The organism is Tardiphaga sp. 866_E4_N1_4 (assembly GCF_052076075.1).
Taxonomy (GTDB): Bacteria; Pseudomonadota; Alphaproteobacteria; order Rhizobiales; family Xanthobacteraceae; genus Tardiphaga; species Tardiphaga robiniae.
In genome coordinates, this window is sequence record NZ_CP197242.1 from 1,981,784 (window position 1) to 2,006,190 (window position 24,407).

The 24,407-nt window shown below is 62.6% G+C and carries 20 protein-coding genes; 11 read left to right on the top strand and 9 right to left on the bottom strand.

The window, feature by feature from the left end:
• Nucleotides 1-42: 42 nt before the first annotated feature.
• The 5 genes from AB8B20_RS09860 to AB8B20_RS09880 all read right to left on the bottom strand — a co-directional run bounded on the left by AB8B20_RS09860 (nt 43) and on the right by AB8B20_RS09880 (nt 5,355).
• Nucleotides 43-966 carry a DUF1932 domain-containing protein gene (locus AB8B20_RS09860; protein ID WP_439072434.1) on the bottom strand — a complete coding sequence of 308 codons (924 nt, stop codon included), beginning with the start codon at nt 964-966 and terminating at the stop codon, nt 43-45.
• Between the two features lie 5 nt (nt 967-971).
• Entirely contained in the window at nt 972-1,946 is a 975-nt protein-coding gene (locus AB8B20_RS09865) for a tripartite tricarboxylate transporter substrate binding protein (RefSeq protein WP_439072435.1), read from the bottom strand.
• Between the two features lie 60 nt (nt 1,947-2,006).
• Entirely contained in the window at nt 2,007-2,813 is an 807-nt protein-coding gene (locus tag AB8B20_RS09870) for a transporter substrate-binding domain-containing protein (RefSeq protein WP_439072436.1), read from the bottom strand.
• Between the two features lie 10 nt (nt 2,814-2,823).
• A complete protein-coding gene (locus AB8B20_RS09875; protein WP_439072437.1) occupies nt 2,824-4,368 on the bottom strand; it encodes an acyl-CoA synthetase in 1,545 nt (514 codons plus the stop codon).
• A gap of 177 nt (nt 4,369-4,545) precedes the next feature.
• Nucleotides 4,546-5,355 carry a crotonase/enoyl-CoA hydratase family protein gene (locus AB8B20_RS09880; RefSeq protein WP_089265116.1) on the bottom strand — a complete coding sequence of 270 codons (810 nt, stop codon included), beginning with the start codon at nt 5,353-5,355 and terminating at the stop codon, nt 4,546-4,548.
• Between the two features lie 112 nt (nt 5,356-5,467).
• On the opposite strand from AB8B20_RS09880, the gene AB8B20_RS09885 reads away from it, so the two are divergent.
• Complete coding sequence (locus AB8B20_RS09885) at nt 5,468-6,340, top strand: SDR family oxidoreductase (RefSeq protein WP_315843013.1); 873 nt, start codon at nt 5,468-5,470, stop codon at nt 6,338-6,340.
• A gap of 66 nt (nt 6,341-6,406) precedes the next feature.
• Here the strand turns inward: AB8B20_RS09885 and AB8B20_RS09890 are convergent, their stop codons facing one another.
• Entirely contained in the window at nt 6,407-6,811 is a 405-nt protein-coding gene (locus AB8B20_RS09890) for a hypothetical protein (RefSeq protein ID WP_439072438.1), read from the bottom strand.
• A 129-nt stretch (nt 6,812-6,940) separates the two neighbouring features.
• Here AB8B20_RS09890 and AB8B20_RS09895 point away from each other — a divergent pair, with 129 nt between their 5' ends.
• From AB8B20_RS09895 to AB8B20_RS09910, 4 genes are all read left to right on the top strand, one after another.
• Nucleotides 6,941-7,744, top strand: coding sequence for an AraC family transcriptional regulator (locus AB8B20_RS09895; RefSeq protein WP_439072439.1), 804 nt, complete (start codon nt 6,941-6,943; stop codon nt 7,742-7,744).
• 109 nt (nt 7,745-7,853) lie between these two features.
• Nucleotides 7,854-9,431: a fatty acid--CoA ligase gene (locus AB8B20_RS09900; RefSeq protein ID WP_439072440.1), complete on the top strand. Its 1,578-nt coding sequence runs from the start codon at nt 7,854-7,856 to the stop codon at nt 9,429-9,431.
• A gap of 213 nt (nt 9,432-9,644) precedes the next feature.
• Nucleotides 9,645-11,177, top strand: coding sequence for an SUMF1/EgtB/PvdO family nonheme iron enzyme (locus AB8B20_RS09905; RefSeq protein ID WP_439072441.1), 1,533 nt, complete (start codon nt 9,645-9,647; stop codon nt 11,175-11,177).
• A gap of 27 nt (nt 11,178-11,204) precedes the next feature.
• Nucleotides 11,205-11,630, top strand: a complete 426-nt coding sequence (locus AB8B20_RS09910; protein ID WP_089265122.1) for a DUF4399 domain-containing protein — start codon at nt 11,205-11,207, stop codon at nt 11,628-11,630.
• A gap of 102 nt (nt 11,631-11,732) precedes the next feature.
• On the opposite strand, the gene AB8B20_RS09915 is transcribed toward AB8B20_RS09910, so the two are convergent.
• Nucleotides 11,733-12,221, bottom strand: a complete 489-nt coding sequence (locus AB8B20_RS09915) for a phasin family protein (RefSeq protein WP_244527903.1) — start codon at nt 12,219-12,221, stop codon at nt 11,733-11,735.
• Nucleotides 12,222-12,712: 491 nt separating this feature from the next.
• Here AB8B20_RS09915 and AB8B20_RS09920 point away from each other — a divergent pair, with 491 nt between their 5' ends.
• From AB8B20_RS09920 to AB8B20_RS09935, 4 genes are all read left to right on the top strand, one after another.
• A complete protein-coding gene (locus tag AB8B20_RS09920; RefSeq protein WP_439072442.1) occupies nt 12,713-14,254 on the top strand; it encodes a WS/DGAT/MGAT family O-acyltransferase in 1,542 nt (513 codons plus the stop codon).
• 9 nt (nt 14,255-14,263) lie between these two features.
• Entirely contained in the window at nt 14,264-15,259 is a 996-nt protein-coding gene (locus AB8B20_RS09925; RefSeq protein WP_439072443.1) for an alpha/beta fold hydrolase, read from the top strand.
• Nucleotides 15,260-15,368: 109 nt separating this feature from the next.
• The gene (locus AB8B20_RS09930) at nt 15,369-18,602 is read left to right on the top strand and encodes a bifunctional cytochrome P450/NADPH--P450 reductase (protein WP_439072444.1); all 3,234 of its coding nucleotides are present in this window, start codon (nt 15,369-15,371) and stop codon (nt 18,600-18,602) included.
• A gap of 166 nt (nt 18,603-18,768) precedes the next feature.
• Entirely contained in the window at nt 18,769-19,746 is a 978-nt protein-coding gene (locus AB8B20_RS09935; RefSeq protein WP_231079954.1) for an alpha/beta hydrolase, read from the top strand.
• A gap of 8 nt (nt 19,747-19,754) precedes the next feature.
• Here the strand turns inward: AB8B20_RS09935 and AB8B20_RS09940 are convergent, their stop codons facing one another.
• Together AB8B20_RS09940 and AB8B20_RS09945 are read right to left on the bottom strand one after the other, a co-directional pair.
• Nucleotides 19,755-20,009, bottom strand: a complete 255-nt coding sequence (locus AB8B20_RS09940) for a DUF6489 family protein (RefSeq protein ID WP_089265127.1) — start codon at nt 20,007-20,009, stop codon at nt 19,755-19,757.
• Nucleotides 20,010-20,125: 116 nt separating this feature from the next.
• Nucleotides 20,126-21,379 carry an NAD(P)/FAD-dependent oxidoreductase gene (locus AB8B20_RS09945; protein ID WP_231079953.1) on the bottom strand — a complete coding sequence of 418 codons (1,254 nt, stop codon included), beginning with the start codon at nt 21,377-21,379 and terminating at the stop codon, nt 20,126-20,128.
• Between the two features lie 253 nt (nt 21,380-21,632).
• Between AB8B20_RS09945 and AB8B20_RS09950 the strand changes: the two genes are divergently transcribed.
• Together AB8B20_RS09950 and AB8B20_RS09955 are read left to right on the top strand one after the other, a co-directional pair.
• Entirely contained in the window at nt 21,633-23,240 is a 1,608-nt protein-coding gene (locus AB8B20_RS09950) for an ABC transporter substrate-binding protein (RefSeq protein ID WP_439072445.1), read from the top strand.
• Between the two features lie 181 nt (nt 23,241-23,421).
• On the top strand, nt 23,422-24,402 hold the full coding sequence (locus AB8B20_RS09955; RefSeq protein ID WP_149531197.1) for an ABC transporter permease: 981 nt from the start codon (nt 23,422-23,424) through the stop codon (nt 24,400-24,402).
• The last annotated feature ends 5 nt before the right edge of the window (nt 24,403-24,407 follow it).

Here is a 24,407-nt window from a genome sequence, read left to right on the forward strand (position 1 = left end):
CGACGCAAGACGAAGTTGCAGCGCCCAGCAGTGTCCCGGAACTCAGCTTCGTGGCTTTACCTTACCTAAGATCCGATCCGCCTCGGTGCGCCAGTCCGCGCTGCGCGCGAAACCCGCCTCGCCCTTGGTGCCGAACAGCCCGTCATCGGCGAGATCCGCGACCCAGCCCTGGCGCTCGGCCGTGCCTTCGGCCGACCACGGCGTGAGCCCGATCTCGCGCACGGTCTCGGCGACCTCGCGGACTTCCTCGCTGCGGCGGCGGCCGTGCTCGATGACACGTTGGAAGAAATAGGCGCCCTGCTTCTCCCAGTCGATGCTCGGAAACGTCTCGACCAGCGAGGCGATCACCGCGTCCTCGACGCCATAGGCGCGCGCGGTCGTAAAGCTCTCGATCACCATGGCCTCAAGGCCCTTGATCATGATGCTGCGGCACATCTTGGTAGCCGAGGCGACGCCGAGCTTGTCGCTGGCGACTTTCGCATCGAAGCCGATGGCATTGAGCAGCGGCGCGAGATCGCGCGCGCCGGTGCCGCCGAGCAGCAGCGGCACCCTGATGCGGTATGGCGGGATCGAGGTCATGACCGCGCCCTCGACATAGCGCCCACCGGCGCCATCGATCAACACGGCCGCACGTTGCTTCGCGCCGGGAGATGCCGAGTTGAAATCGAGAAACCACGCCTGCGGCTTCAGACCGGGCACGCAGGCCTGCGCCGCCGGCACCGTCTGGCTCGCGGTGACAGCGCAAACGATGAAGTCGGCGCGTGACGCAAGGTCCGCATGCGAGGATGCGAGCGTGACACCATGGGTCTCGGCATGGTCGCGGAGCGCCCCGGCATCTTTGCCGTCGAGCTTGAGATCATAGGCGCTGACGCGGATATCCTGCTTGCGCAGGTCTTCAGCGAGAATGCGCCCGACTTCGCCATAACCGATCAGGCCGACGTGCCACTGGTTCGAACGTTCAGTCATATTGCTTACTGGACCTTGATGTTTGCCGCCTTCAGCACCGGCCCCCATTTGTCCGCTTCGGCATGCATGAACTTGTCGAAATCTGCCGGCGAGGAACCGACCGGCGTGGCATCGATCTTCTTCAGCGCCGCCAGCACCACCGGATCCTTCAGCGCCGTCACCAGATCCGCATGGATCTTCGCCACGATATCGGCCGGCATGCCGGCAGGTCCGAGGAACCCCCACCACACCGCCGTATCATAACCGGCGACGCCGGATTCGGCGACCGTCGGCACATTGGGCAGTGCCGCCGAGCGCGTCGCCGTCGTCACCGCCACGGCACGCACCGCGCCGCCTTCGAGCTGGCCGACGATCTCGGGCAGCGGATTGATGCTCATGGGAATATCGCCAGCAATGACGGCCGTGAGCGCCGGCGCACCGCCCTTGTAGGGGATCGAGACGATCTTGGTGCCGGCCATGTGGTTCAGCAATTCGCCGGCAAGATGCGCCGAGGTGCCATTGCCCGACATGCCGTAGGACAGCGAGTCCGGCTTGGCTTTCGCCTGCGCCAGCAACTCCTGCAGATTCTTCGCCGGATTGTCCTTCGACACCACGATGGCCAGTGGCGAATAGGCGACTTCGCTGATCGCCGTGAAATCCTTGAACGTGTCGTAGGGCAGCTTCGGATAGAAGAACTGATTGAGCGGATGGCCCGACGCGACAAGGATCAGCGTGTAGCCATCGGGCGGTGACTTCGCGAGCGCCTGCGAGGCGATGATGCCACCGGCGCCCGGACGGTTGTCCACCACGGGCTGCTGGCCCCAGGTCTTCGACAGCGACTGCGCAAAGGTCCGCGCCAGCACGTCGACCGCACCGCCGGCCGCATAGGGCACCAGGATTGTCACCTGCTTGCTGGGAAACGTCTGGGCGTGCAGCGACGGGCTGGTGAAAGACAGCAATGCAGCCGCCGTGGCGATGGCCAATTTCATAGGCGCAGGCATGGGTGGTCGTCCCTCTTGTAATATTGCGCAACAATCTCGTGTCGTTGCTACTTGATATGGCTACTTGGCTGTGGTCGCAGCGCGCAGCCCGGACCGCGCGATGGCCGCATCGACCAGTCCCTGCGCCTTCACATCCTCGGTGAATTTGCGGACAAATGCCATCCCCTCATCGCGCCCCTTGGGGATCGCGATGGCATGTCGCTCGACACCCCAGCGGCCATCCAGCACCCTCGCGCCCGGCGCCTGCTCTGCGAGTTCGAACAGTGTCGCCTTGTTGGTGGCGAACACATCGATGCTGCCGGCCATCAGCAGGCCGGGCGCAAGCCTGATGGCCGGCACGCGAACGACTTCGGCATTCTTCAAATCGCGTGACAGAACCGCATCGGATGAACTTCCGGCGGTGACGCCGACATGGACGCCTTTGACATCGACATCATCGGGCCCCGCAACCCTGGACTCTTTCGCGACGAGATAGCCAAGATCACTTTCCAGATAAGACGGGCCGAAATCCATGTCGTTCGCACGCGCGGCCGACGCATTGGTGAAAGCGGCATCGACGGCGCCTGTCTTCACCGCTTCGAGAACCTCGGCATTCCTGGAGAACACCACCGGCTCATAGGGCACGCCCAATTGCCGCGCGAGCTCCTTGCCGAGATCGTAACCGACACCACGCGGGCCTTCGGTTTGCGATACGAGAATAGACGTCGGTGTTCCCGGATAGAGCCCGACACGCAGCTTCCCGCTTGGGGCGAGGATCTGCTTCGGCTCGAGATCGACGGCAACCGCAGGACCGGCAAACGCTGCCACCAGGAGAGCGATCGCCGCGATCTGCGCGGCAAGTTTGTTTCCAATCATTGCCGCGCGCATCATCACCCTCCTAGATCGTCCGCCCAGCCTTGGCCCAATAAGGATCGCGCAGCCGGCGCTTGAAGATCTTGCCGGAGTCTTCGCGCGGCAGATTGCTCTGGATCTCTATCTGCTTCGGCACCTTGTAGTCGGCCAGCGCTTTCTTGAGGTCCGCGCGCACAGTCGCAAGGTCGAGCACCACGCCGGGCTGCGGCTCGATCACCGCCATCAGGGACTCGCCGAACTCCTCGTCGGGAATGCCGAACACGGCGCAGTCATGCACACCGGGCACGGCATGCAGTGCGGCTTCGATTTCGGCGGGATAGATATTGACGCCGCCTGAGATCACCATGTCTCGCTTGCGATCGCAGATGAAGACATAGCCGTCGGCATCGAGATAGCCGACATCGCCCGAGGTAATGAAACCGTCGCGGTCGATCTCGGCGCGCTTTTCGGGTTTGTTGTGATAGGTGAAATCCGGATTGCCTGATATGCGCGAATAGATCTCGCCGATCTCGCCTTGTGGCAGGATCTGGCCGTCGTCGCCGAGGAAGCGCAATTCCGCGCCGGGCGCGATCTTGCCGACGGTGCCGGGCTTTTTCAGCGCGTCCTCGGAATTGGCGAAGGTCACCGCGCCGGATTCGGTCGACCCGTAGAATTCGTAGATCACCGGGCCCCACCAGTCGATCATCGCGGTCTTGACGTCGGCCGGGCACGGCGCAGCGGCATGGATGATGTGGCGCAGCGACGACATGTCGTATTTCTTGCGGACGTCCTCCGGCAGCTTCATCATCCGGATGAACATGGTCGGCACCATGAAGATGGTGTCGATCTTCTCGTCCTGCACCACGCGCAGGAATTCTTCGGGATCGAAGCGTGGCATCAGCACCAGCGCGCCGCCGAGGCGCCCGGCACGCAGGGCGAAAGCATTGGGGGCCGAGTGATAGAGCGGTCCGGGCAGCAATGCGCGCGCGCCGGGCTTGAGGCCATAGACGCGTGCACGCATCTGGTCGGCGGACGCCGCCTGCTCCGGCGTCGGCGCAAAACGGCGTACACCCTTTGGATGGCCGGTGGTGCCCGACGTGTAGATCATGTTGTGCGGCTGCGGCAGCGCGGGGCCGTCATAGGGCGCCTGTTCGGTCAGCCAGCTCTCCAGATCGATGGCGCCGTCCGGGGTGCCGAGCCGTGCGGGATCGACCTTGTAGTTCGCGATGATCTCCGGCGGCGTCGGCACGCTCAGCGACACGATGCCCTGCGGGATCGCCTCGCGCAGCTGATGCAACATGTCGGCATGGGCGATTAGGACGTTGCTGCCGGAGTCCTTGATGACATAGGTGATCTCTTCCGGCTTGAAGTGCCAGTTCACCGGTACGCCATAAGCGCCGAGCTGCGCCACCGCATAGGCCGCTTCGAGAAACGCGATGTCGTTGCGCATCAGGATGCTGACGCTGTCGCCCTGCTTGACGCCGAGCCGTGACAACCCGCCGGCAATGCGGCTCGCACGTTCGGTCAGTTCGGCAAAGCCGCGGCGGCGATCGCCTGAGATGACGCCTTGGAAGAGGGAGTTTGTCGACATGGATACGTTTCCGGATTTTTGTTTTTGATTTTTGATGAACTCTTCGCCGTCATTGCGAGGAGCCCTTGCGACGAAGCAGTCCAGTCTTCGTTTGTGACTTTCTGGATTGCTTCGCCCAAAGAAAGTTGGAAGTCCAACTTTCTCAGGGCTCGCAATGACGGCTGAGAACGTCGCGGACTAATCCACAAATTTCGGCGCACGTTTCTCGATATTCGCGCGCACGGCTTCGGTCTGGTTCGGTCCGCCCATCAGTTTCATCTGCTCGACGGATTCGGCGAGCAGCGCCGGACCGGGATCGACCGCGAGATTGTTGAGCATGCGCTTGGCAGCACGGATCGCATCCGGGCTCTTGCCGGCGATCTCGCGCGCCGTCTCGAGCGCTGCGGCGCGCGGATCGTCGCAGATGCGCGTGGCGAGGCCGTAGCTCAGCGCTTCCTGTGCCGAGAAGATGCGGCCGGTATAAGTGAGGTCGCGCAGGATGTCGTCGCGCACAAGCGAAGCGAGGATCGGCGTGCCTGCCATGTCGGGCACCAGGCCCCATTTGATTTCCATGACGGACATGCGCGTGTCCGGCGCGAGAAAGCGCATGTCGGCACCGAGCGCGACCTGGAAACCGCCGCCAAAGGCGACGCCATGAACCGCCGCAATCACCGGCACCGGCAGTTGACGCCAGCCCCACACCGCCTGCTGGGAGTGATTGCAAAGACCGTGTGTGCGCAGTGACAGGTCGCGCTTCTGCGCGCCGCCAATACCGTCGCCGCCGCCCTCATTCATCGCGGCGAATCGTCCCATGTCGAGGCCGGCGCAGAACGCCCGGCCTTCGCCGGACAACACCACCGCGCGCAGGCCTTTCTCGTGGCTCAGGCGCTCGGCGGTATCGACCAATGCCGCAAACATCGCCGCATCCAGCGCATTCATCTTGTCCGCGCGGACCAGCCGAACATCGGCAACGCCATCCGTCATGGACACAGAGATGCGGTCTTCCATGGGAGGTTTCCTTCCTAGACTTGTTTTTCTTCCCGCTTTACACGCGAGCGGTATCGGGTTTAGTCAATCAACTAATTAACCCGTCCGCATCCTCTTAAAGCAGGACCCTCCCATGTTCAATCAGCAGCTCCTCGCAGGCCGAAAAATCCTCGTCACCGGCGGTGGCACCGGTCTCGGCAAATCGATGGCGGCGAAATTCCTCGAACTCGGCGCCGAAGTGCATATCTGCGGTCGCCGCAAGGCTGTATGCGACGAGACCGCAACCGAGCTGATGGCGGAATTTGGCGGCAAGGTCACCAGCCACGGCGTCGACATCCGCGACGCCGCGGCGGTCGATGCGATGATCGAAGGCATCTGGGCCGACGGCCCCCTCACCGACCTGATCAACAACGCCGCCGGAAATTTCATCTCGCGGACGCAGGACCTGTCGGCGCGCGGCTTCGACGCGGTCGCCAATACCGTGATGCACGGCACGTTCTACATGACCCATGCAGTCGGCCGGCGCTGGATCGCCGACAAGGTGCCGGGCAACGTGGTCTCGATCACCGTGACCTGGGTACGCAACGGCAGCCCCTACGTGGTGCCCTCCGCCATGAGCAAATCGGCGATCCATGCCATGACCATGTCGCTGGCCACCGAATGGGGCCGCTACGGCATCCGCCTCAACACCATCGCGCCCGGCGAAATCCCCACCGAAGGCATGAGCAAGCGCATCAAGCCCGGCGACGAGGCCGGCGCGCGCACCCGCGCGCAAAACCCGATGGGCCGCGTCGGCAAGATGGAAGAGCTGCAGAACCTCGCGGTGTTCCTGATCTCCGGCGGCTGCGACTGGATATCAGGCGAGACCATCGCCATGGACGGCGCGCAGGCTCTCGCCATGGGCGGCAACTTCTATCAGCTGCGCGACTGGTCCGATGCCGAATGGATCCAGGCACGCGACAGCATCAAAGCGCAGAACGAAAAGGACAAGGCGCAGCGGGGGTAAGGGCCGCAAAGTAATTCGACCGGCAGCGAGGCTCTCCCATGCGGGAGGCCTCGTTTTGCTTTTTGATCAACGCGCAACCTGCAACCGCTCGCGCGCAACCCGCATCGCCTCGTCCTCGGATACGACCACCGCGGAACTGATGCCGAACGCCTTCGTCGCAAGTGCCGACTGGGCTTCTACGAGAACGCGTGTGACGGCATTCGGCTCGACGGCAATGATGGCACGGCAAAGCAGCGCGAGCGTCGCTTTGTTGCGCTTGAGCCAAAGCCCCCTCGCCTTGCGATCTTCATGCGCCTCATCATGATGATGACTGGCCATGATCATGACGAAAGGCTGCTTGCGGCCGATGAGATCGTCCATCTCGACCTCCCACTGCGCCGCACTTCCCGGCTGAAGCTCATCATGCCGGACCCACACGATCGGGAAGGCCGCAACATCGTGAATGAGAAAGGCACCGCTATCGAGGCTCATCGTCGTCTCCTGACTGTTCGTTGATCTGCATGCGGAGATAGACCCGGTCGCTCAAACCCGTTAACGACATTCGGACGCAAAATAATGAGAACCGGCCAGGCTGGAGCGGTTCTGAAAAGGCATGGTGTCATGACCTCGCTCACCGAGCGCCTCGACGGACCGTCCGCAATCGCCATCTGGGGCAGCGATGAGCCCGGCGATGCATTTCGGCTCGGCACCCGCGAACTCGACTGGCATCATCACCGCCGCGGCCAGTTGTTCTGTATCGAAAGCGGATTGATCCGCCTGCCCACGAAACAGGGCTCGTGGCTACTGCCGCCGCAGCGCATCGGCTGGCTGCCGCCCGGGCTCCATCACAAGGTGACCCTGAGCGGTGTACTGAGCGGATGGGGCGTGCTCCTGACGCCGGCCGCGAGCCGGACATTGCCGTCGCAGCCCTGCGTCATGGGTGTCAGCGATCTGCTGCGCGCGCTCGTCAGGCGCGCTGCGGGTTGGACGAATGCGGATCGACTCACGCCGGCGCAGACGCGCGTCGTGGCCGTGCTGCTCGATGAAATCCGCGGTGCGCCGCAGGAGCCGCTGCATCTGCCGATGCCGACGGATATCCGCGCCTTGCGTATCGCCAATGCGCTGATCCGGCGGCCGCATGACGCGCGCACGCTGCATGAGCTTGGCGAATGGGCTGGCCTGTCGGAACGAACGGCACGTCGCATCTTCATGACGGAGACCGGCATGGGCTTCACGCAGTGGCGGCAGCAGGCGCGTCTCACGCTGGCGTTGGAACGGCTGGCCGCCAATGAACCCGTCGCGGATGTCGCCGAAGCGCTCGGCTATGCCACGTCCAGCAACTTCATCGCGATGTTTCGACGGGCGTTTGGCGAGCCGCCCGCGCGCTATTTTGCAAAACAGCGCAGGACGCGCAACGTCGGCTGAACGACCTCCCGGCACCTGTCTCACCGCACCGCAGCACCTTTCCCGTCTTGTCAGTCCTCCCGGACGCCCGCACACTCACCGCAACTAATAAACTGAGGGAGGGAGACACATGTCCGTTGCGGAAGCGGCCACGCTGGCCGATGTCATTCGCGCGCAAGCACAGACCCGCGGCGATTCAATTGCGCTGGTGTTCGAGGGCCGCGAGACCAGCTACAGATCACTCGATCACAATGCCAACCGCGTCGCCAACGGGTTGATCGCGCTCGGCGTCAAGCCGAACGAACGTATCGCCTATCTCGGCAAGAACAGCGATCTGTTTATCGAACTTCTTGCCGGCGCCGTGAAGGCCAAGGTGGTGACGGCACCCGTAAACTGGCGGCTCGCCGGACCGGAGATCGCCTTCATTGTCGACGACGCCAAGGCAAGCGTCCTGTTCGTCGGACCGGAATTCGTCGACCTCGTGCGCAGCCTCAAGCCACAAATGCCGGGCGTGCGTATCGTCATGACCATGGAAGGCGGCGCAACCGAGTGGCAGGATTTTACGGCCTGGCGCGACGCGCAGAGCGAGCACGACCCGAACCTCACCATGACCAAGGACGATGTCGCGATCCAGCTCTACACGTCGGGCACCACAGGAAAACCAAAAGGCGCGATGCTGTCGCATCAGAATTTCCTGTCACTGCTGCGCATCGGCGGCACCGACGAGAACCCCGACTGGAACGTCTGGACCGCCGACGACGTCTCGCTGGTGGCCATGCCGGTATTTCATATCGGCGGCGTCGGCTGGGCGGTGTTCGGCCTCTATCACGGCGCCAAGAGCGTAATCGCCAGGGAGTTCGATCCCAACAAGGTGCTCGATTTCTTCCGGGACTACGGCATCAGCAAACTGTTCCTGGTGCCGGCAGCGATGCAGTTCATCGTGCGGCAGCCGCGTGCGCGGGAGATGGATTTCAGCAAGTTGCGCTACATCATGTATGGCGCATCGCCGATCCCCGCCGCCCTGCTCAAGGAATGCATCAGCGTATTCGGCTGCGGCTTCGTGCAGATGTACGGGATGACCGAGACCACCGGTACCATCGTGGTGCTCGCCCCGGAAGATCACGTCGAGGGCCGCGACTGCATGCGTTCCGCCGGCAAGGCGCTACCGGGAATCGAGATCGCCATCCTCGATGTGAACGGCAAGCCGCTTGATGTGGGCGAAGTCGGCGAGATCGCAACGCGCTCGGCATCCAACATGGTGGGCTACTGGAATCTGCCGGACGCCACCGCGCGCACGCTCGGCCGCGACAACTGGCTGCGCACCGGCGACGCCGGCTATCTCGACAAAGACGGCTTCCTCTACATCCACGACCGTATCAAGGACATGATCATCTCCGGCGGCGAGAACATTTATCCCGCCGAAGTCGAGAGCGCGATCTGCGATCATCCGGATGTCGCCGAAGTCGCCGTCATCGGTATTCCCGACGATACATGGGGCGAAGCGGTGAAGGCCGTGGTGGTGCTGAAGCCCGGCAAGGAGCTCGGCGCAACCGAACTGATGAAGTTCACGCGCGAGCGCATCGCGGGATTCAAGGCGCCGAAGACCATCGACTTCATCGCAGCATTGCCACGCAATGCATCGGGCAAGATCCTGCGACGGCAGTTGCGCGATCCCTATTGGGTGGGGAAAGAGCGGCAGGTGAACTGAGAACCTGTGTAGCTGCCGCCTTATTATATCGGCGCCGGGTATATCGATACAGCGAAGACGAGGAACTTCGTCATCTCGCTACCGCGCGGCTCCTCCGGGATCAGCCAATTTGCGTTTTCAGCTAATTGTCTGACGGAGACGTTGAGCGTAGCGTCATGACGGTCGACCGAACGGCTAGTGAACCTCGTGTGTCCGTTGTAGAGGCGCGAAGTCATGCGCGGCGAGATTCGTGACATCAGTTCAGGCAGGGGTAAGGACCCTGCCACCCCGCGCGTCGGAACGCCGCGTCGCCTTGCGGCGATCGTTGTGGGGGACATCTGCGGATATAGCCGCCTCATGGAACTCGACGAGGAAGAAACGCATGCGCGCGTCAAGCGCATCGAGCGTGACCTCATCGAGCCGAGCATTGCCGAGCACGACGGCAAGCTCGTCAAAAGAACTGGCGATGGGTTCATTGCGATATTCGACAGTCCGGTCGAAGCCGTTCGATGCGGCATCGTCATCCAGCAAAGCATGATCGGGCGCAACGCTGCGCTGCCAAAGAGCTCCTGGATCGAATATCGCATTGGCGTCAATCTGGGGGACGTGATCATCGAGCCCAATGATGTCTTCGGCGATGGCGTCAATATCGCTGCGCGCCTCGAGGGGATCGCCGACCCGGGCCAAGTGTACATCTCGGGTGGCATCTACGAGCAGATCAAGCACAAGCTCGTCTGCGGCTACGAGTCGCTTGGAGACCGCAAGATCAAGAACATTACCGATCCGGTGCGCGTTTACCGGGTGCTTCCTGATCCCGCGGCATTCAACAAGGCACGGAAGCGGCGTGAACATGTTCTGATCATTTCGTTTTGCGCCATCCTGCTGGCTCTCGCAGGCGCCGGCGTCTGGTACATGAGGGCTTACCCGCGCGGTGAAATCGGCAATCAGGCGTCAGCTCCCTCGGCGCCTCCGCAAGAGACAGGGAATGCAGGCACCCGATCAGCGCCCGCGCCCGCCGCCAAGCAAGCCCGGCCTGAACCTGCTCCGGCGGTGACGCCTGTCCCGCCCCCGCCGCCAGCACCACCAAAGCCGGTCATAGAGCCCGTCATGGTCCCGCTCCCCGGCGGGACCTTCGCGATGGGCAGCAATGACGACATATCGGAAAAGCCGGTCCACCAGGTCACGATCAAGCCCTTCGCGATCAGCAAGTATCCAGTCTCCGTTCGGGAGTGGAACGCGTGCGCTGCTGCGAATGCATGCGCGTTTCTGGTGACAGGGCGGGACGACATTCCAGTCACGGATGTGAGCTGGACCGATGCCAAGCAGTTTGTCGCATGGCTTGCGAAGGAAACGCAAAAAGCCTTCCGGCTCCCGAGCGAAGCTGAATGGGAGTACGCCGCGCGTGGCGGCACGCAAACGAAATACTGGTGGGGCGATCAGCTCCAGCCCGGCATGGCCAATTGCAAGAACTGCACGGATGCCACCGCCGAACAGCCGCTCAAGCTCGGCAGTCTGAAGCCAAATCCATTCGGGCTCTACGATATGGGTGGCGGCGTCAATCAATGGACAGAGGATTGCTGGCACAAGAACTATCAGGGTGCCCCGCAGAACGGCGCGCCATGGGTCGAGAACGACTGCGTCTCGCACGTCATTCGATCCGGCTCCTGGAAAAACGATGCGCGTTACGTCCGACCCGCAAGCCGCGATGGCTACGACACCAATGTGCGATATCCGACCCACGGCTTCCGGATTGCCATTTCGTCCTGAGACCGCCCCCGAAGGAAAGGCTGCGTCATGAGGATCACCGGGCTCATCGTGTTGTCCGCCATGCTGTCAACGGCGCCCCTTGCAGTCCATGCGCAAGGAAAGTCCGCACCGAAGGATGCGGTCCTCTATTTCGTGTGGCCACAGGACAAAGCGGTGATCAAGGGCGGGTTCTGGTGTCGTTTCGGTTTGCGCAACATGGGCGTCACTCATGCAGGCGATAATTTCCAGAACAGCGGCCATCATCATTTGCTGATCGATGTGAATGACCCGCTCGATCCGAAGGAGCCGATCCCGCAGGACAAGTCGCATCTCCATTTCGGAGCCGGCCAGACCGAAGCACGCATCGAATTGCCCCCCGGCAAACATACGCTCCAGCTCGTGCTGGGAGACGGCGCTCACTATCCCTTCAACCCGCCCATCGTCTCGAACAAGATCACCGTGACAATCAAGTGAACGTGCTTCCGACGCCGGGACGTGCGGCCTGCTCTGCCAGAACAACAAAAAAGGCCCGCTTGCGCGGGCCTTTCGAATTCATGTCGCTTGATCGCGTGTGGATCAGGCGGTCTTAGCGAACGACGTCGCCTTCGAGAAGTTGTCCTGCGCGCTCTTGGCGCCTTCCGACACGAGCTTGCCGAGATATTCGGTCGACGCCTTGGCGCGCGAGCTCAGCACTTCGCCATGGGCGCGCACGAGATCGGTCTGCACCTGGAAGGCTTCGGTCAGCGATTTCGCCGAAGCGAGCTTGTCGATGCCAGCGAAGAACGACTGGACGTCGGCATAGAACGCGTCCTGAACGTTGCGGCTGATCTTGGTGGCTTCGCTAACCGAGTTCGACACGGCGGTCTCGATGGCAGAGGTCACCTTCTCGGAATTGGCCTGAAAGTCGGCGGCCTTGTCCTTGGCAGTGCCGGCAGCGCGCTTGACGAAGTCACGGGTCGCTTCGGGCACTTCCATGTTCTGCAGCTTGGTGAACGCCTCGGTGACGGGCGCGAAAGCCTGCTTGACGTTGTTCAGCACGGAATTGGTTTCGGTTTCGATCGTCATGTTCGTCTCCATCCTCGGGTTGGGCCGCCTCTGCAAAGCTCATGCTTGCACTCAGGCTCGGCTCACCCCGTCCCGCCGTTGTGGGCCCGGGGTGCAACTTCTATGACATAGTAAATAATGCACTGCAACATCTATGGTGCATCGCAACATCACAAACCCGTGATATTTCCGGTAATCAGGCGGCGCCTGATGCATTAACGGGCTACCGCCAGAGATCTGAAACAGGAGAGTAACCGACGTGTTGATTTAGCTTTATAATTTAGCATTTCGAGCCGCGGATTCTCCGGATATCCAACTGGGCAAGGCAAATGGCACCTGCCCTTTAAGTCGGCAAACCGACCTCCCAACGCCTCGACGACCCCAGCCTTAAGTCGTGGGCCTGGCCGGTGTCCGGCCTCGCCTTTGCCATTGCATATTCGCCCCGCGCGCAGGCACACTCATCGGTAGAGCGCCGCAAAGGCGTCGGTGACCATGCGAGGGAGGGACGTATCATGGCGGAAGCCAGCAGGAAGCTGTCCTCAATGGACGCGTCGTTTCTGTATCTGGAAACGCCGGAGATGCCGATGCATGTCGGCAGCATGGCGATCTTTCGCCTGCCCGAGGATTACAAGGGCGACTTCTTCGAGGACTTCAAGGCGATGATCGCCTCGCGCCTGCATGTGGCGCCGATCCTCAAGGCCCGACTGGAAAAGGCCCCGCTGGATATCGACCATCCCTCCTGGGTCGAGGACGACCAGTTCGACATCGACCGTCACATCTTCCGCGGCAGCCTGCCCGCGCCCCATGACCGTCCCACGCTGGAGCGCATCGTCGGCTGGATGCATGCCAAGCTGCTGAACCGCGCCCGGCCGCTGTGGGAGTTCTATGTTTTCGAGGGCATGAAGGACAACGAGATCGGCCTGTATTCGAAGATGCACCATGCCTGCATCGACGGCGGTGCCGGCGCGGCCCTCACCAGCATGATCTATGACGTGACGCCGATCCCGCGCGAGATCGAGAAGCCGGAAGTGCGCGCCAAGCAGCGTCAGGAGCCGCGCGATATCGCAGCGAGCTTCATCGACTCCTACCAGCAGCTCTGGCGTCAGCCGCTGGAGAATTCCGGAAAAGGCATCGAACTGCCGCGCTCCGGCAAGAGCGATATCGGCTCGATCCTGTTCGACAACGCCATGTTCCAGATCGAGAGTGCGGTGAAATTCGCCGGCTCGATCCCGACCATGGTGAAGAGTGCCTCCGACGTGATGGCCAAAATCGCCGATCCCAAATCGCGCGACAGTCTCAACAGTATGCTGTCGCCGCCGACGCTGCTCAACAAAACCATCTCCTCGGAGCGCAGCTTTGCCGGCGTGTCGGTGCCGCTGTCGGCGGCCAAGGCCGTAGCCAAGCAGGCGGGCGGCAAACTCAATGACGTGGTGCTGGCGCTCTCATCAGGCGTAGTCCGGCGCTACCTCAAGGAAAAAGGCGCCCTGCCCGCCAAGTCCCTGACTGCCGCGGTGCCGATCTCGCTGCGCGAGGAAGGCAACACCGATTCCAACAATCAGGTGTTCGGCATGATCTGCTCGATCGCCACTAATATCGAGGACCCAAAGGAGCGGCTGGAAGCGATCATCGCGCAATCGACCAAGTCCAAGGAGATGTCGCATCCGCTACGCGCATTGATGCCGCAGGTCTCCAACATCTCGATGCTGGGCGCACCGATCATGGTGCAGATCCTGGCGCTGCTCTACAGCCGCACCAATCTCTCCGACGTGCTGCCGCCGGCGGCCAACATCACGGTGTCCAACGTGCCCGGTCCGCGGCAGACACTCTATGCGGCCGGCGCCGAGCTGTTGCACATCTTCCCGGTATCCATCGCCACCCATGGGCTGGCGCTGAATATCACCGTGCAGAGTTATCGCGACCAGCTCGATTTCGGCTTCATCGCCGGCGCCAATATCATCCCGCATGTGCAAGTGCTCGCCGACATGATGCCGGACGAATTCGCGCTGCTGCAGGCGGCCTTCGCGTCGCCCGATGCTCTCAAGACCGCCAGCTAAGGACTTATCATGATTGAAATGCCTCCCTTGCAGTTCGCCAAGCTGAACGGCATTCGCATGGGATATTACGACGCCGGCCCCATGAGCGACACACCGCCTGTGGTGCTGTGCCATGGCTGGCCGGAAATGGCGTTCTCCTGGCGGCATCAGATCAAGGCACTGGCTGCCGCCGGCATCCGCGTCATCGCGCCGGACCAGCGCGGTTATGGCGCGACGTCGCGCCCCGACGCGGTCGAGGATTACAGTATCGAACATCTCACCGGCGATCTCGTCGCATTGCTCGATCATCTCAAGATCGACAAGGCGATCTTCGTCGGCCACGACTGGGGCGGCTTCATCGTCTGGCAGATGCCGCTGCGGCATCGCGATCGCGTCGCCGGCGTGGTCGGCGTGAATACGCCGCACACCGATCGCGCGCCGGTCGATCCGTTGCAGATCTATAAAAAGCGCTTCGGCGAGACGATGTATATCGTCCAGTTCCAGGATCCCGCACACGAGCCGGACCGCATCTTCGGCGAGAATGTCGACAAGGCGTTCGACTTCTTCATGCGCAAGCCGATGCCGCGCAAACACGCGAATGTGGGCGAAGCGCCGGTAGGCGGCATCGGCGCGTCGTCGAAGACCAATCTGGCCTTTCCGCAGATGGTCGCTGCTTACGATCCCGCGAAGGACCCGCGCCAGAAGATTCTCTCCGACGAGGAAAAGAAGATCTTCGTCGATGCCTTCAAGGAATCCGGCTTCACCGGCGGCATCAACTGGTATCGCAACATGAGCGCCAACTGGGCGCGCGCCGAAGGGCTCGATCACACCGTGCGCGTGCCCTCGCTGATGATCATGGCGGAGAACGACGCGGTGCTGCCGCCCTCCTCCGCGGATGGCATGGAAAACATCATTCCAGATCTGGAGAAATATCTGGTGAAGGACAGCGGTCACTGGACCCAGCAGGAAAAGCCCGACGAGGTTAGCCAGGTGCTGATCGACTGGCGGCGAAGACGGTTTGGATGATCCGTAGGATGGGTAGAGCTCTTGCGAAACCCATCACGGCCGGGTGCAGGATTTTGATGGGTTTCGCGAAGACGCTCTACCCATCCTACGCAACAGGAAACGCTTGAGAATGTCCTCCACCAACAAACTCGCCCCGATCCCGCATCCGCCGAAGAAGCCGGTGGTGGGCAACATGCTGTCGCTGGACGCCAATGCGCCGGTGCAGGATCTGGCGCGGCTGGCCAAGGAGCTCGGGCCGATCTTCTGGCTGGACATGATGGGCTCACCCATCGTGATCGTCGGCGGCCACGATCTGGTGGACGAGCTCAGCGACGAGAAGCGTTTCGACAAGGCGGTGCGCGGCGCGCTGCGCCGGGTGCGTGCCGTCGGCGGCGACGGACTGTTCACGGCGGACACGAAAGAGCCGAACTGGACCAAGGCCCACAACATCCTGCTGCAGCCCTTCGGCAACCGCGCGATGCAGTCCTATCACCCGAGCATGGTGGATATCGCCGAGCAGCTGGTGAAGAAGTGGGAACGCCTCAACACCGACGAGGAGATCGACGTCGTCCATGACATGACGGCGCTGACGCTGGACACGATTGGCCTCTGCGGTTTCGACTATCGCTTCAACTCGTTCTACCGCAGCGACTACCACCCCTTCGTGGAATCGCTGGTGCGCTCGCTCGAGACCATCATGATGACCCGCGGCCTGCCGCTCGAAAGTCTGTGGATGCAGAAGCGCCGCCGCGATCTCGCCGGCGACGTCGCCTTCATGAACTCCATGGTCGACGAGATCATTGCCGAGCGCCGCAAGAATGCCGAGGCGACCGAGGCCAAGAAGGACATGCTCGGCGCCATGATGACCGGCGTCGACCGCGCCACCGGCGAACAGCTCGACGACGTCAACATCCGCTACCAGATCAACACTTTCCTGATCGCCGGACACGAGACCACGTCGGGTCTGCTGTCATGCGCGATCTACGCGATGCTGAAACATCCGGAGGTGCTGAAGAAGGCCTATGAGGAAGTCGACCGTGTCTTCGGCCCCGATATGAATGCCAAGCCGACCTATCAGCAGGTTACGCAGCTGCATTACATCACGCAGATCCTGAAGGAGTCGCTGCGGCTGTGGCCGCCGGCACCGGCCTATGGCATCGCGCCGGTGCAGGACGAGACCATCGGCGGCGGCAAGTACAAGCTGCGCAAGGGCACCTTCGTCACCATCCTGGTGCTGGCGCTGCATCGCGATCCCTCGGTGTGGGGACCCAATCCCGACGCCTTCGATCCCGAGAATTTCTCGAAAGAGGCCGAAGCCGCACGGCCGATCAATGCGTGGAAGCCGTTCGGCAACGGCCAGCGTGCCTGTATCGGCCGCGGCTTCGCCATGCATGAAGCGGCGCTGGCGCTCGGCATGATCCTGCAGCGGTTCAAGATGACCGACCACAAACGCTACCAGATGGTGCTGAAGGAAACGCTGACCATCAAGCCTGATGGTTTCAAGATCAAGGTGCGCCCGCGCCACGATCACGAGCGCAGCGCCTTTGCCGGACGGACGGCTGCTGCCACCTCTGCTGCTACGCCGCTCACGCCCGTCGCCACGGGTCGCGCACGGCCCAGCCACAACACGCCGCTGCTGGTGCTCTATGGCTCCAATCTCGGCACCGCCGAGGAACTGGCAACGCGCGTCGCCGATCTCGCCGAGGTCAACGGCTTCGCCACCAAACTCGCGCCGCTGGATGACTTTGTCGGCAAACTGCCGACCGAGGGCGGCGTGCTGATCTTCTGCGCGTCCTACAACGGCGCGGCACCGGACAATGCCACGCAATTCGTCAACTGGCTCGGCACCGACCTGCCGAAGGATGCCTTCGCCAAGGTGCGCTATGCCGTGTTCGGCTGTGGCAACAGCGACTGGCTGGCGACCTATCAGTCGATCCCCCGCATTATCGACGACCAATTGCGCGCGCATGGTGCGACCAACGCCTATGTGCGCGGCGAAGGCGATGCGCGCGACGATCTAGACGGTCAGTTCGAGGACTGGTTCGCGAAACTGCGCCCGCTCGCGGTGAAGGAATTCGGCCTCGATACCGGCTTCGAGCGCAGCGCCGACGATGCGCCGCTCTATCAGATCGAACCTGTCGCGCCGAGCGCGGTGAACACCGTCGTGGCGCTCGGCGGCGTGGTCCCGATGAAAGTGCTGGGCAATCGCGAACTGCAGAACGGCGCATCCGATCGCTCGACGCGGCATATTGAGATCGAGCTTCCTGCCGGGACCAGCTACCGCGTCGGCGATCACCTCAGCGTGGTGCCGCGCAACGATCCCGCGCTAGTCGATGCGGTGGCGCGCCGCTTCGGCTTCCTGCCGGATGACCAGATCCGGCTGCAGGTCGCGGAAGGTCGCCGCGCGCAGTTGCCTGTCGGTGATGTCGTCTCGGTCGGTCGCCTGCTCACCGAATTCGTCGAGCTGCAACAGGTCGCCACCCGCAAGCAGATCCAGATCATGGCAGAGAACACCCGATGCCCGATGACCAGGCCGAAACTGCTCGGCTATGTGGGCGACGATCCCGCTGCGAGCGAGCGCTATCGCAGTGACATCCTCGCCAAACGCAAATCGGTGTTCGACCTCCTCGAAGAACATCCGGCCTGCGAATTGCCGTTCCACACCTATCTGGAAATGCTGTCGCTGCTGGCGCCGCGCTATTATTCGATCTCGTCGTCGCCGCAAGGCGAGACGTCACACTGCAGCGTCACCACGGCGGTGGTCCAGGGCCCCGCGCATTCCGGCCGTGGCATCTATCGAGGCGTCTGCTCCAACTATCTCAGTGGCCGCCGCGCCGGCGATACCGTGCATGCCATCGTGCGCGAGACCAAAGCGGGCTTCCGCTTGCCCGCCGATCCCGCGGTACCATTGATCATGATCGGACCCGGCACGGGCCTCGCGCCGTTCCGCGGCTTCCTGCAGGAACGCGCCGCACTCAAGGCGCAAGGTGCTACGCTTGGCCCGGCGCTGTTGTTCTTCGGCTGCCGCCATCCCGATCAGGACTTTCTGTATGCCGAGGAGCTGAAGGGTTTCGCTGCCGATGGTATCTGTGAACTACACACCGCCTTCTCGCGCGGCGATGCACCGAAGACCTATGTGCAGCACCTCATCACCCAGCAGAAGGACCGCGTCTGGGATCTTATCCAGCAAGGCGCCATTACTTATGTATGCGGCGACGGCGGCAAGATGGAGCCGGATGTGAAAGCGGCGTTGATGGCGATCCAGCGCGAGCGCAGCGGCGGCGATGACACTGCAGCGCTGGCCTGGATCGACGACCTCGGCACCCGCAATCGCTACGTGCTCGACGTCTGGGCCGGGAGCTAGCGAGAGGCTGATACCAGTTCCATTGTCACAATCGCTGTCACAAAAGCCCGCGCGCACTGTCACAATTGCCATACGCGCAATCTCTCATTAATCGCTGCGACGATTTGTTTGGCGCATGACGCGGTTGTCACTTTTTCGCAGGGACTTTCCGTGTCATATGTTTGACATGAGCCCACGTTCCGCCCGATCTCCCGAACCGATTGATGTCCCGTACGAACCGCCACAGCTGGCGCGCGCGAACGGCATCGATATCTGTTACGACATCTTCGGCTATTCGGACGCGGAACCGATGGTGATGATCATGGGTCTCGGCGCCCAGATGATCCACTGGGACGACGACTTCTGCCGCGAATTGGCCAGCAATGGCTTTCGGGTGATCCGCTTCGACAACCGCGACATCGGCCTGTCCTCCAAGATGGCCGGCGGCAAGCCGTTCACTCTGTACGAACTGGCCAAGCTGCGTTTTCTCGGTACGCCCGTCTCCGCCCCCTACAAGCTGAGCGACATGGCGACCGACGTGGTGGCCCTGCTCGACGTGCTGCGCATCCGCTCCGCACATGTGGTCGGCGCATCGATGGGCGGCATGATCGCGCAGGAAATGGCGATCACCTATCCGGAGCGCCTGCGCTCGCTGACCTCGATCATGTCGACCACGGGCAATCCGCGCCTGCCGCAGCCGAGCCGCGCGGTGTCACTGTTGCTGCTGAAGCCGCAGCCGACCGGCTACGAGGCGTTCCTCGAACGCTTCAAGCAGACCTGGCTGTTCCTGCGCGTCGGCAGCTTCCCCGACGACGAAGCCAGGGATCTCGACCGCGCCGAACGGACCTATGCGCGCGGCCTGAGCCCGGCCGGCGTCGGCCGGCAACTCCGCGCCATCCTCGCTTCGGGCAGCCGTAAAGAGCGTCTCGCCACGGTCACCGCGCCGACGCTGGTGATCCACGGCAAGATCGATCCCCTGGTGCATCCGGCCGCCGGCCGCGACACGGCGGCGTCGATTCCCGGCGCAAAGCTGATGATGGTCGACCGGATGGGCCACGCTCTGCCGATCTCGATGTGGTCCCTGGTGATCGACGCCATCTCCCGGCATGCGCATGGGGCGAAACTGCAGCAGTCGCTGCAGGTCAATGCGCGCCGCGCGGGCTGAGCGCGCGCCTACTTCTTGTCCTTCGGCCGTGCAGCGCCGAGGCCGGCCATATTGGCGAACATCTCCTGGAAGCGCTCGCCCATCTTCGGATCGAACGAGAACCAGCTCTGCATGATCGACTCCGGCGAGAACTTGTCGATGTTGTCCATCATCTTTTTCTGCATCTGATCCATCATCGCCGACTGCATCGGCTGCACATCAGGCAGCCCCAGGAATTCGCGCGCCTCGAGCGGCGTGCAGTCCACGGTGACGATCACTTTCATTATCAGCTCCTGAGGCAAACCGGCCGCTCACGCGAACATGGCGACGCAGCGGCAGTATCGCCGTTGACGCCTGCCCGATGCAAGCGATGTGACATCTACATTGCAGTTGCGAGATGTCAGCCGAAACGCTCAGCCGCGAAGGCCTTGGGATCGGTGAAGGGCGTGACGCCCGTCACCATGTCCGCGATCAGACGGCCGGTCACCGGCCCCAGCGTGAAGCCATGATGCTGGTGGCCGAAATCGAACCACAGGCCCTTGTGGCGCGGCGCCTTGCCGATCACCGGCAGCATGTCCGGCAGGCATGGCCGGGCGCCCATCCAGGGCTTCGCCTCGACGGGATTGCCGAGCGGGAAGGTCTGCCGTGCGATCGGCAGCGCCCGCTCGATCTGCGCCGGCGTCGGCGGCGCATCGCGGAGCGCGAATTCGGCGCCGGTAGTCAGCCGGATGCCGCGATTCATCGGCGCCAGCAGATAGCCGCGATCGGCATCGAGAACCGGATGGCGCAGCACCGCATTGCCGGATGGCGCCAGATGGATGTGATAGCCGCGCTTGCTCTTGAGCGGGATGTTGTAGCCGAGCGGCCGAAACACCTGATCCGACCATGGCCCGAGCGCAACCACCACATCGCGCGCGACCAGCGCCCCGTTCGGCCCGGCAACGCGCCATTTGCCGTCGCTCTGCTCCAGCGTCCGGGCGTCTGCGGCAATGAAGCGACCGCCCTTGCGGATAAACAGTGCGGCATAGGCTTTCGCGAGGCCGCCAGGATCTGGCACGAAGCCCGGCGACGTCCAGTGGATGGCACCCGCAAAATCGGTAGACAGGTTCGGCTCCTGCTCTGCAATGGCGGCGGCGTCCAGAACGTCGCCCGGTACGCCATAGGCGCGATGGCGTTCGAGATCCGCGATGCCTTTCGCCAGCGTAGCCTCGGAGCGAAACGCGTTGATCCAACCCATCCGGCGCAGCAACTCCGGCACGCCGGCCTCCGCGATCAGGGCCTCGTGCTCGATCAGGCTGCGCTGGATGAGCGGCAGCGCCGCCATCGCACTGCGGAGCGCTCCCTCAGGCGACGAGTTCAGGAAATATCTGACGATCCACGGCAGCATGCCGGGCAGCGCGTTGAGATGATAGTGCACCTCCGGCGCGCGGTTCAGCGCATATTTAAACAGCTTGCTGAGGTCGCGCGGTAGCATATAGGGAAAAACCGAACAGCACTGGATCAGCCCGGCATTGCCATAGCTGGTTTCCTCACCGGCCTTCTCATGCCGGTCGACCAGCACCACATTGCGGCCGCGCGCCTGCAGATGCAGCGCCGCCGACACACCGACCATACCTGCGCCAAGCACAAGCACATCAGCCTTGAGTTCCGCCATTCCTGCTCCGAAATCTTGCCGTTCTGGCGGTCCTGTTAGCGCTGTGTCGTGACCGAATGATGCACGCGCGCAATGCGTAGAATTGCTTATACCTAACCCTAGCAAGGATTGCGCCAGCCACTTCATTGTGCAGCGCATAGCTGACAAATGCTGCTTGCGCGGCGTGCAATCTCCGCCAACAATGTGACACTCGCTCAACTGTCGGGCGGCCGCGTGGTGATGCAATCGCGGCAATGCAATGGAGAAGCTCAGTATGTCGATCCGTCAGACGTTCATTGCCGCCGCTGCATCGCTGATCGCCTTTGCCACAGTTTCTGCCTCCGTACTGCCCGCCTCCGCACAAACGCTGCGCTATGCCAATCAGGGCGACCTGAAATCGCTCGATCCCTATACGCTGCGCGAGACCACGACGATCGCCCATCACGGCCAGGTCTATGAAGGCCTCGTCGGACGCGGCAAGGATCTGCAGATCATCCCGGCGCTTGCCGAGAGCTGGGAAACACCGGAGCCGACGCGCTGGCGCTTCCATCTGCGCAAGGGTGTCAAATTCCACAATGGCGACCCCTTCACCGCAGATGATGTCGTGTTCTCCGCCGACCGCGTGCGCGCCAAGGGCTCCGACTTCACGACGGTCATTCCGGCCGATGCCAAGGTGCTCAAGATCGACGACTACACCGTCGATTTCGTGCTGACCAAGCCCAATCCCATCCTGACGTCGCAATGGGACGTCTGGTACATCATGGACAAGAAATGGGCGGAGGCGAACAATGCCAACGCGCCGACGCCTGCCGCGGCGACGTCGCCAAGCTTCGCGTCGTTGAATGCGAATGGCACGGGCCCTTTCACCATCGAAAGCCATCAGCCGGGCGTGAAGACCGTCTTCAAGGTCAATCCGAACTGGTGGGGCAAGCCCGAGCATAATCTCAAGGAGATCATCTTCACGCCGATCGCCTCCGATGCCACCCGCGTCGCGGCGCTGCTGTCCGGCGAAGTCGACATCATCGAGCCGGTGCCGGTGCAGGACATCGCCCGCGTCAATGGATCAGCCAACGCCGCCGTGATGGCCGGGCCGGAGCTGCGCACCATCTTCCTCGGCATGGACCAGATTCGCGACGAGCTGCTGTTCTCGAACATCAAGGGCAAGAATCCGTTCAAGGACATCCGCGTCCGCGAGGCCTTCTACAAGGCCATCGACATCGAACTGATCAAGAGCCGCGTCATGCGCGGACTGTCGACACCATCCGCCTTGATGATCGCGCCGCCGCTGTTCAAGCTCTCCGGCGACTTCACGCGGCCGAAGTATGACGCCGACGGCGCCAAGAAACTGCTGGCCGATGCCGGCTATCCCGACGGATTCGAAGTCGGCATGGATTGCCCGAATGATCGCTATGTCAACGACGCCGCGATCTGCCAGGCCGTGGTCGGCATGCTCGCGCGCATCGGAGTCAAGGTGATCCTGAACGCACAGCCGAAGGCGCTGTATTTTGCCAAGGTCTTCAAGACCGGCGGCTTCAACACCTCATTCTATCTGCTCGGCTGGACACCGGGTACGCAGGATTCGCACAATGTGATGCATGACATCATGGGCTGCCGCGACGATCCCGCGAGCCCGCGCGGCGCTACCAATCTCGGCGGCTATTGCAACAAGCAGTTCGACGCCCTCACCGATCAGGTGCTACAGGAGACCGACACTGCGAAGCGCGACCAGCTCATCAAACAGGCCTATGAGATTGCCGCCAAGGACTGGGCCTATATCCCGCTGCATCAGCAGGCGCTGGCTTGGGGCGTCTCCAAGAAGGTGAAGATCGTGCAGCGCCCGGACAACCAGGTGCTGCCATACTGGGCGGTGAAGCAGGACTAGGTTTGGCATCCGCGTGGAAGGCCAGGTCGCCCCGATCTCAGTCCTCATCCTGAGGAGCGGCGCCTTCGCCGCGTCTCGAAGGATGGTGGCCTGCATTATCTCATGGTTCGAGACGGCGCTGAAGAAGCGCCTCCTCACCATGAGGTCCCAGATGTTTCAATAACAGAAAGCGAAATAGCCCATGCTCGCTTTCATCCTGCGCCGCGCATTGCAGTCCATTGGTGTGATGATCGCCGTTGGCATCATCGCCTTCACCATGTTCCGCTTTGCCGGCGATCCGGTGAACCAGATGGTGGCCATCGACACAACGCCGGCGCAGCGCGCTGAGGTGCGCGCGTCGCTCGGCCTCGACGATCCCGTCCCGGTGCAATTCGCGCGTTACTTCATCAATGCCGTGCAGTTCAAGTTCGGCGTCTCCTACCAGTTTCGTCAGCCGGTCTCGGCGCTACTGAAGGAGCGCATGCCGGCGACGCTGGAGCTCGCCACCTGCGCCACCGTGATCGCCATGGTGTTCGGCATCCTGATGGGCATCTATTCGGCGCTGCGGAAGGATTCGTTCTTCGCCAAGGTGCTGCAGGCGGTGTCGCTGATCGGCATCTCGCTGCCGACCTTCCTGATCGGCATTCTCTTGATCTATCTCTTCGCGGTGACACTCGGCTGGCTGCCCTCCTTCGGGCGCGGCGATGTCGTGAAATTCGGCTGGTGGACCACCGGCCTGCTGACGATCTCCGGCCTGAAGGCGCTGATCATGCCATCGGTGACGCTCGGCCTGTTCCAGATGACGCTGATCATGCGCCTCGTCCGCGCCGAGATGCTGGAAGTGCTGCGCACCGACTATATCCGCTTCGCGCGCGCCCGCGGGCTGACCACGCGGGCGATCCATTTCGGCCATGCGCTAAAGAACACACTGGTGCCGGTCATCACCGTGGCCGGGTTGCAATTCGGCTCGGTCATCGCCTTTGCGATCATCACCGAGACCGTGTTCCAGTGGCCGGGCATGGGGCTCTTGTTCGTGCAGGCCGTGCAGAATGTCGATATCCCGATCATGGCGGCGTATCTCCTGGTGGTGTCGCTGATCTTCGTCACCATCAACCTGATCGTGGACATCCTCTACACCATCGTCGATCCGCGCCTGCGCGCGACGATCAACCGGCCGGCATGAGGGTG

What these genes read in the sequence shown, in the direction of transcription:
- AB8B20_RS09860 (WP_439072434.1), bottom strand. Translation starts at nt 966, where the DNA reads ATGACTGAACGTTCGAACCAGTGGCACGTCGGCCTGATCGGTTATGGC.
- AB8B20_RS09865 (WP_439072435.1), bottom strand. Translation starts at nt 1,946, where the DNA reads ATGCCTGCGCCTATGAAATTGGCCATCGCCACGGCGGCTGCATTGCTG.
- AB8B20_RS09870 (WP_439072436.1), bottom strand. Translation starts at nt 2,813, where the DNA reads ATGCGCGCGGCAATGATTGGAAACAAACTTGCCGCGCAGATCGCGGCG.
- AB8B20_RS09875 (WP_439072437.1), bottom strand. Translation starts at nt 4,368, where the DNA reads ATGTCGACAAACTCCCTCTTCCAAGGCGTCATCTCAGGCGATCGCCGC.
- AB8B20_RS09880 (WP_089265116.1), bottom strand. Translation starts at nt 5,355, where the DNA reads ATGGAAGACCGCATCTCTGTGTCCATGACGGATGGCGTTGCCGATGTT.
- AB8B20_RS09885 (WP_315843013.1), top strand. Translation starts at nt 5,468, where the DNA reads ATGTTCAATCAGCAGCTCCTCGCAGGCCGAAAAATCCTCGTCACCGGC.
- AB8B20_RS09890 (WP_439072438.1), bottom strand. Translation starts at nt 6,811, where the DNA reads ATGAGCCTCGATAGCGGTGCCTTTCTCATTCACGATGTTGCGGCCTTC.
- AB8B20_RS09895 (WP_439072439.1), top strand. Translation starts at nt 6,941, where the DNA reads ATGACCTCGCTCACCGAGCGCCTCGACGGACCGTCCGCAATCGCCATC.
- AB8B20_RS09900 (WP_439072440.1), top strand. Translation starts at nt 7,854, where the DNA reads ATGTCCGTTGCGGAAGCGGCCACGCTGGCCGATGTCATTCGCGCGCAA.
- AB8B20_RS09905 (WP_439072441.1), top strand. Translation starts at nt 9,645, where the DNA reads ATGCGCGGCGAGATTCGTGACATCAGTTCAGGCAGGGGTAAGGACCCT.
- AB8B20_RS09910 (WP_089265122.1), top strand. Translation starts at nt 11,205, where the DNA reads ATGAGGATCACCGGGCTCATCGTGTTGTCCGCCATGCTGTCAACGGCG.
- AB8B20_RS09915 (WP_244527903.1), bottom strand. Translation starts at nt 12,221, where the DNA reads ATGACGATCGAAACCGAAACCAATTCCGTGCTGAACAACGTCAAGCAG.
- AB8B20_RS09920 (WP_439072442.1), top strand. Translation starts at nt 12,713, where the DNA reads ATGGCGGAAGCCAGCAGGAAGCTGTCCTCAATGGACGCGTCGTTTCTG.
- AB8B20_RS09925 (WP_439072443.1), top strand. Translation starts at nt 14,264, where the DNA reads ATGATTGAAATGCCTCCCTTGCAGTTCGCCAAGCTGAACGGCATTCGC.
- AB8B20_RS09930 (WP_439072444.1), top strand. Translation starts at nt 15,369, where the DNA reads ATGTCCTCCACCAACAAACTCGCCCCGATCCCGCATCCGCCGAAGAAG.
- AB8B20_RS09935 (WP_231079954.1), top strand. Translation starts at nt 18,769, where the DNA reads ATGAGCCCACGTTCCGCCCGATCTCCCGAACCGATTGATGTCCCGTAC.
- AB8B20_RS09940 (WP_089265127.1), bottom strand. Translation starts at nt 20,009, where the DNA reads ATGAAAGTGATCGTCACCGTGGACTGCACGCCGCTCGAGGCGCGCGAA.
- AB8B20_RS09945 (WP_231079953.1), bottom strand. Translation starts at nt 21,379, where the DNA reads ATGGCGGAACTCAAGGCTGATGTGCTTGTGCTTGGCGCAGGTATGGTC.
- AB8B20_RS09950 (WP_439072445.1), top strand. Translation starts at nt 21,633, where the DNA reads ATGTCGATCCGTCAGACGTTCATTGCCGCCGCTGCATCGCTGATCGCC.
- AB8B20_RS09955 (WP_149531197.1), top strand. Translation starts at nt 23,422, where the DNA reads ATGCTCGCTTTCATCCTGCGCCGCGCATTGCAGTCCATTGGTGTGATG.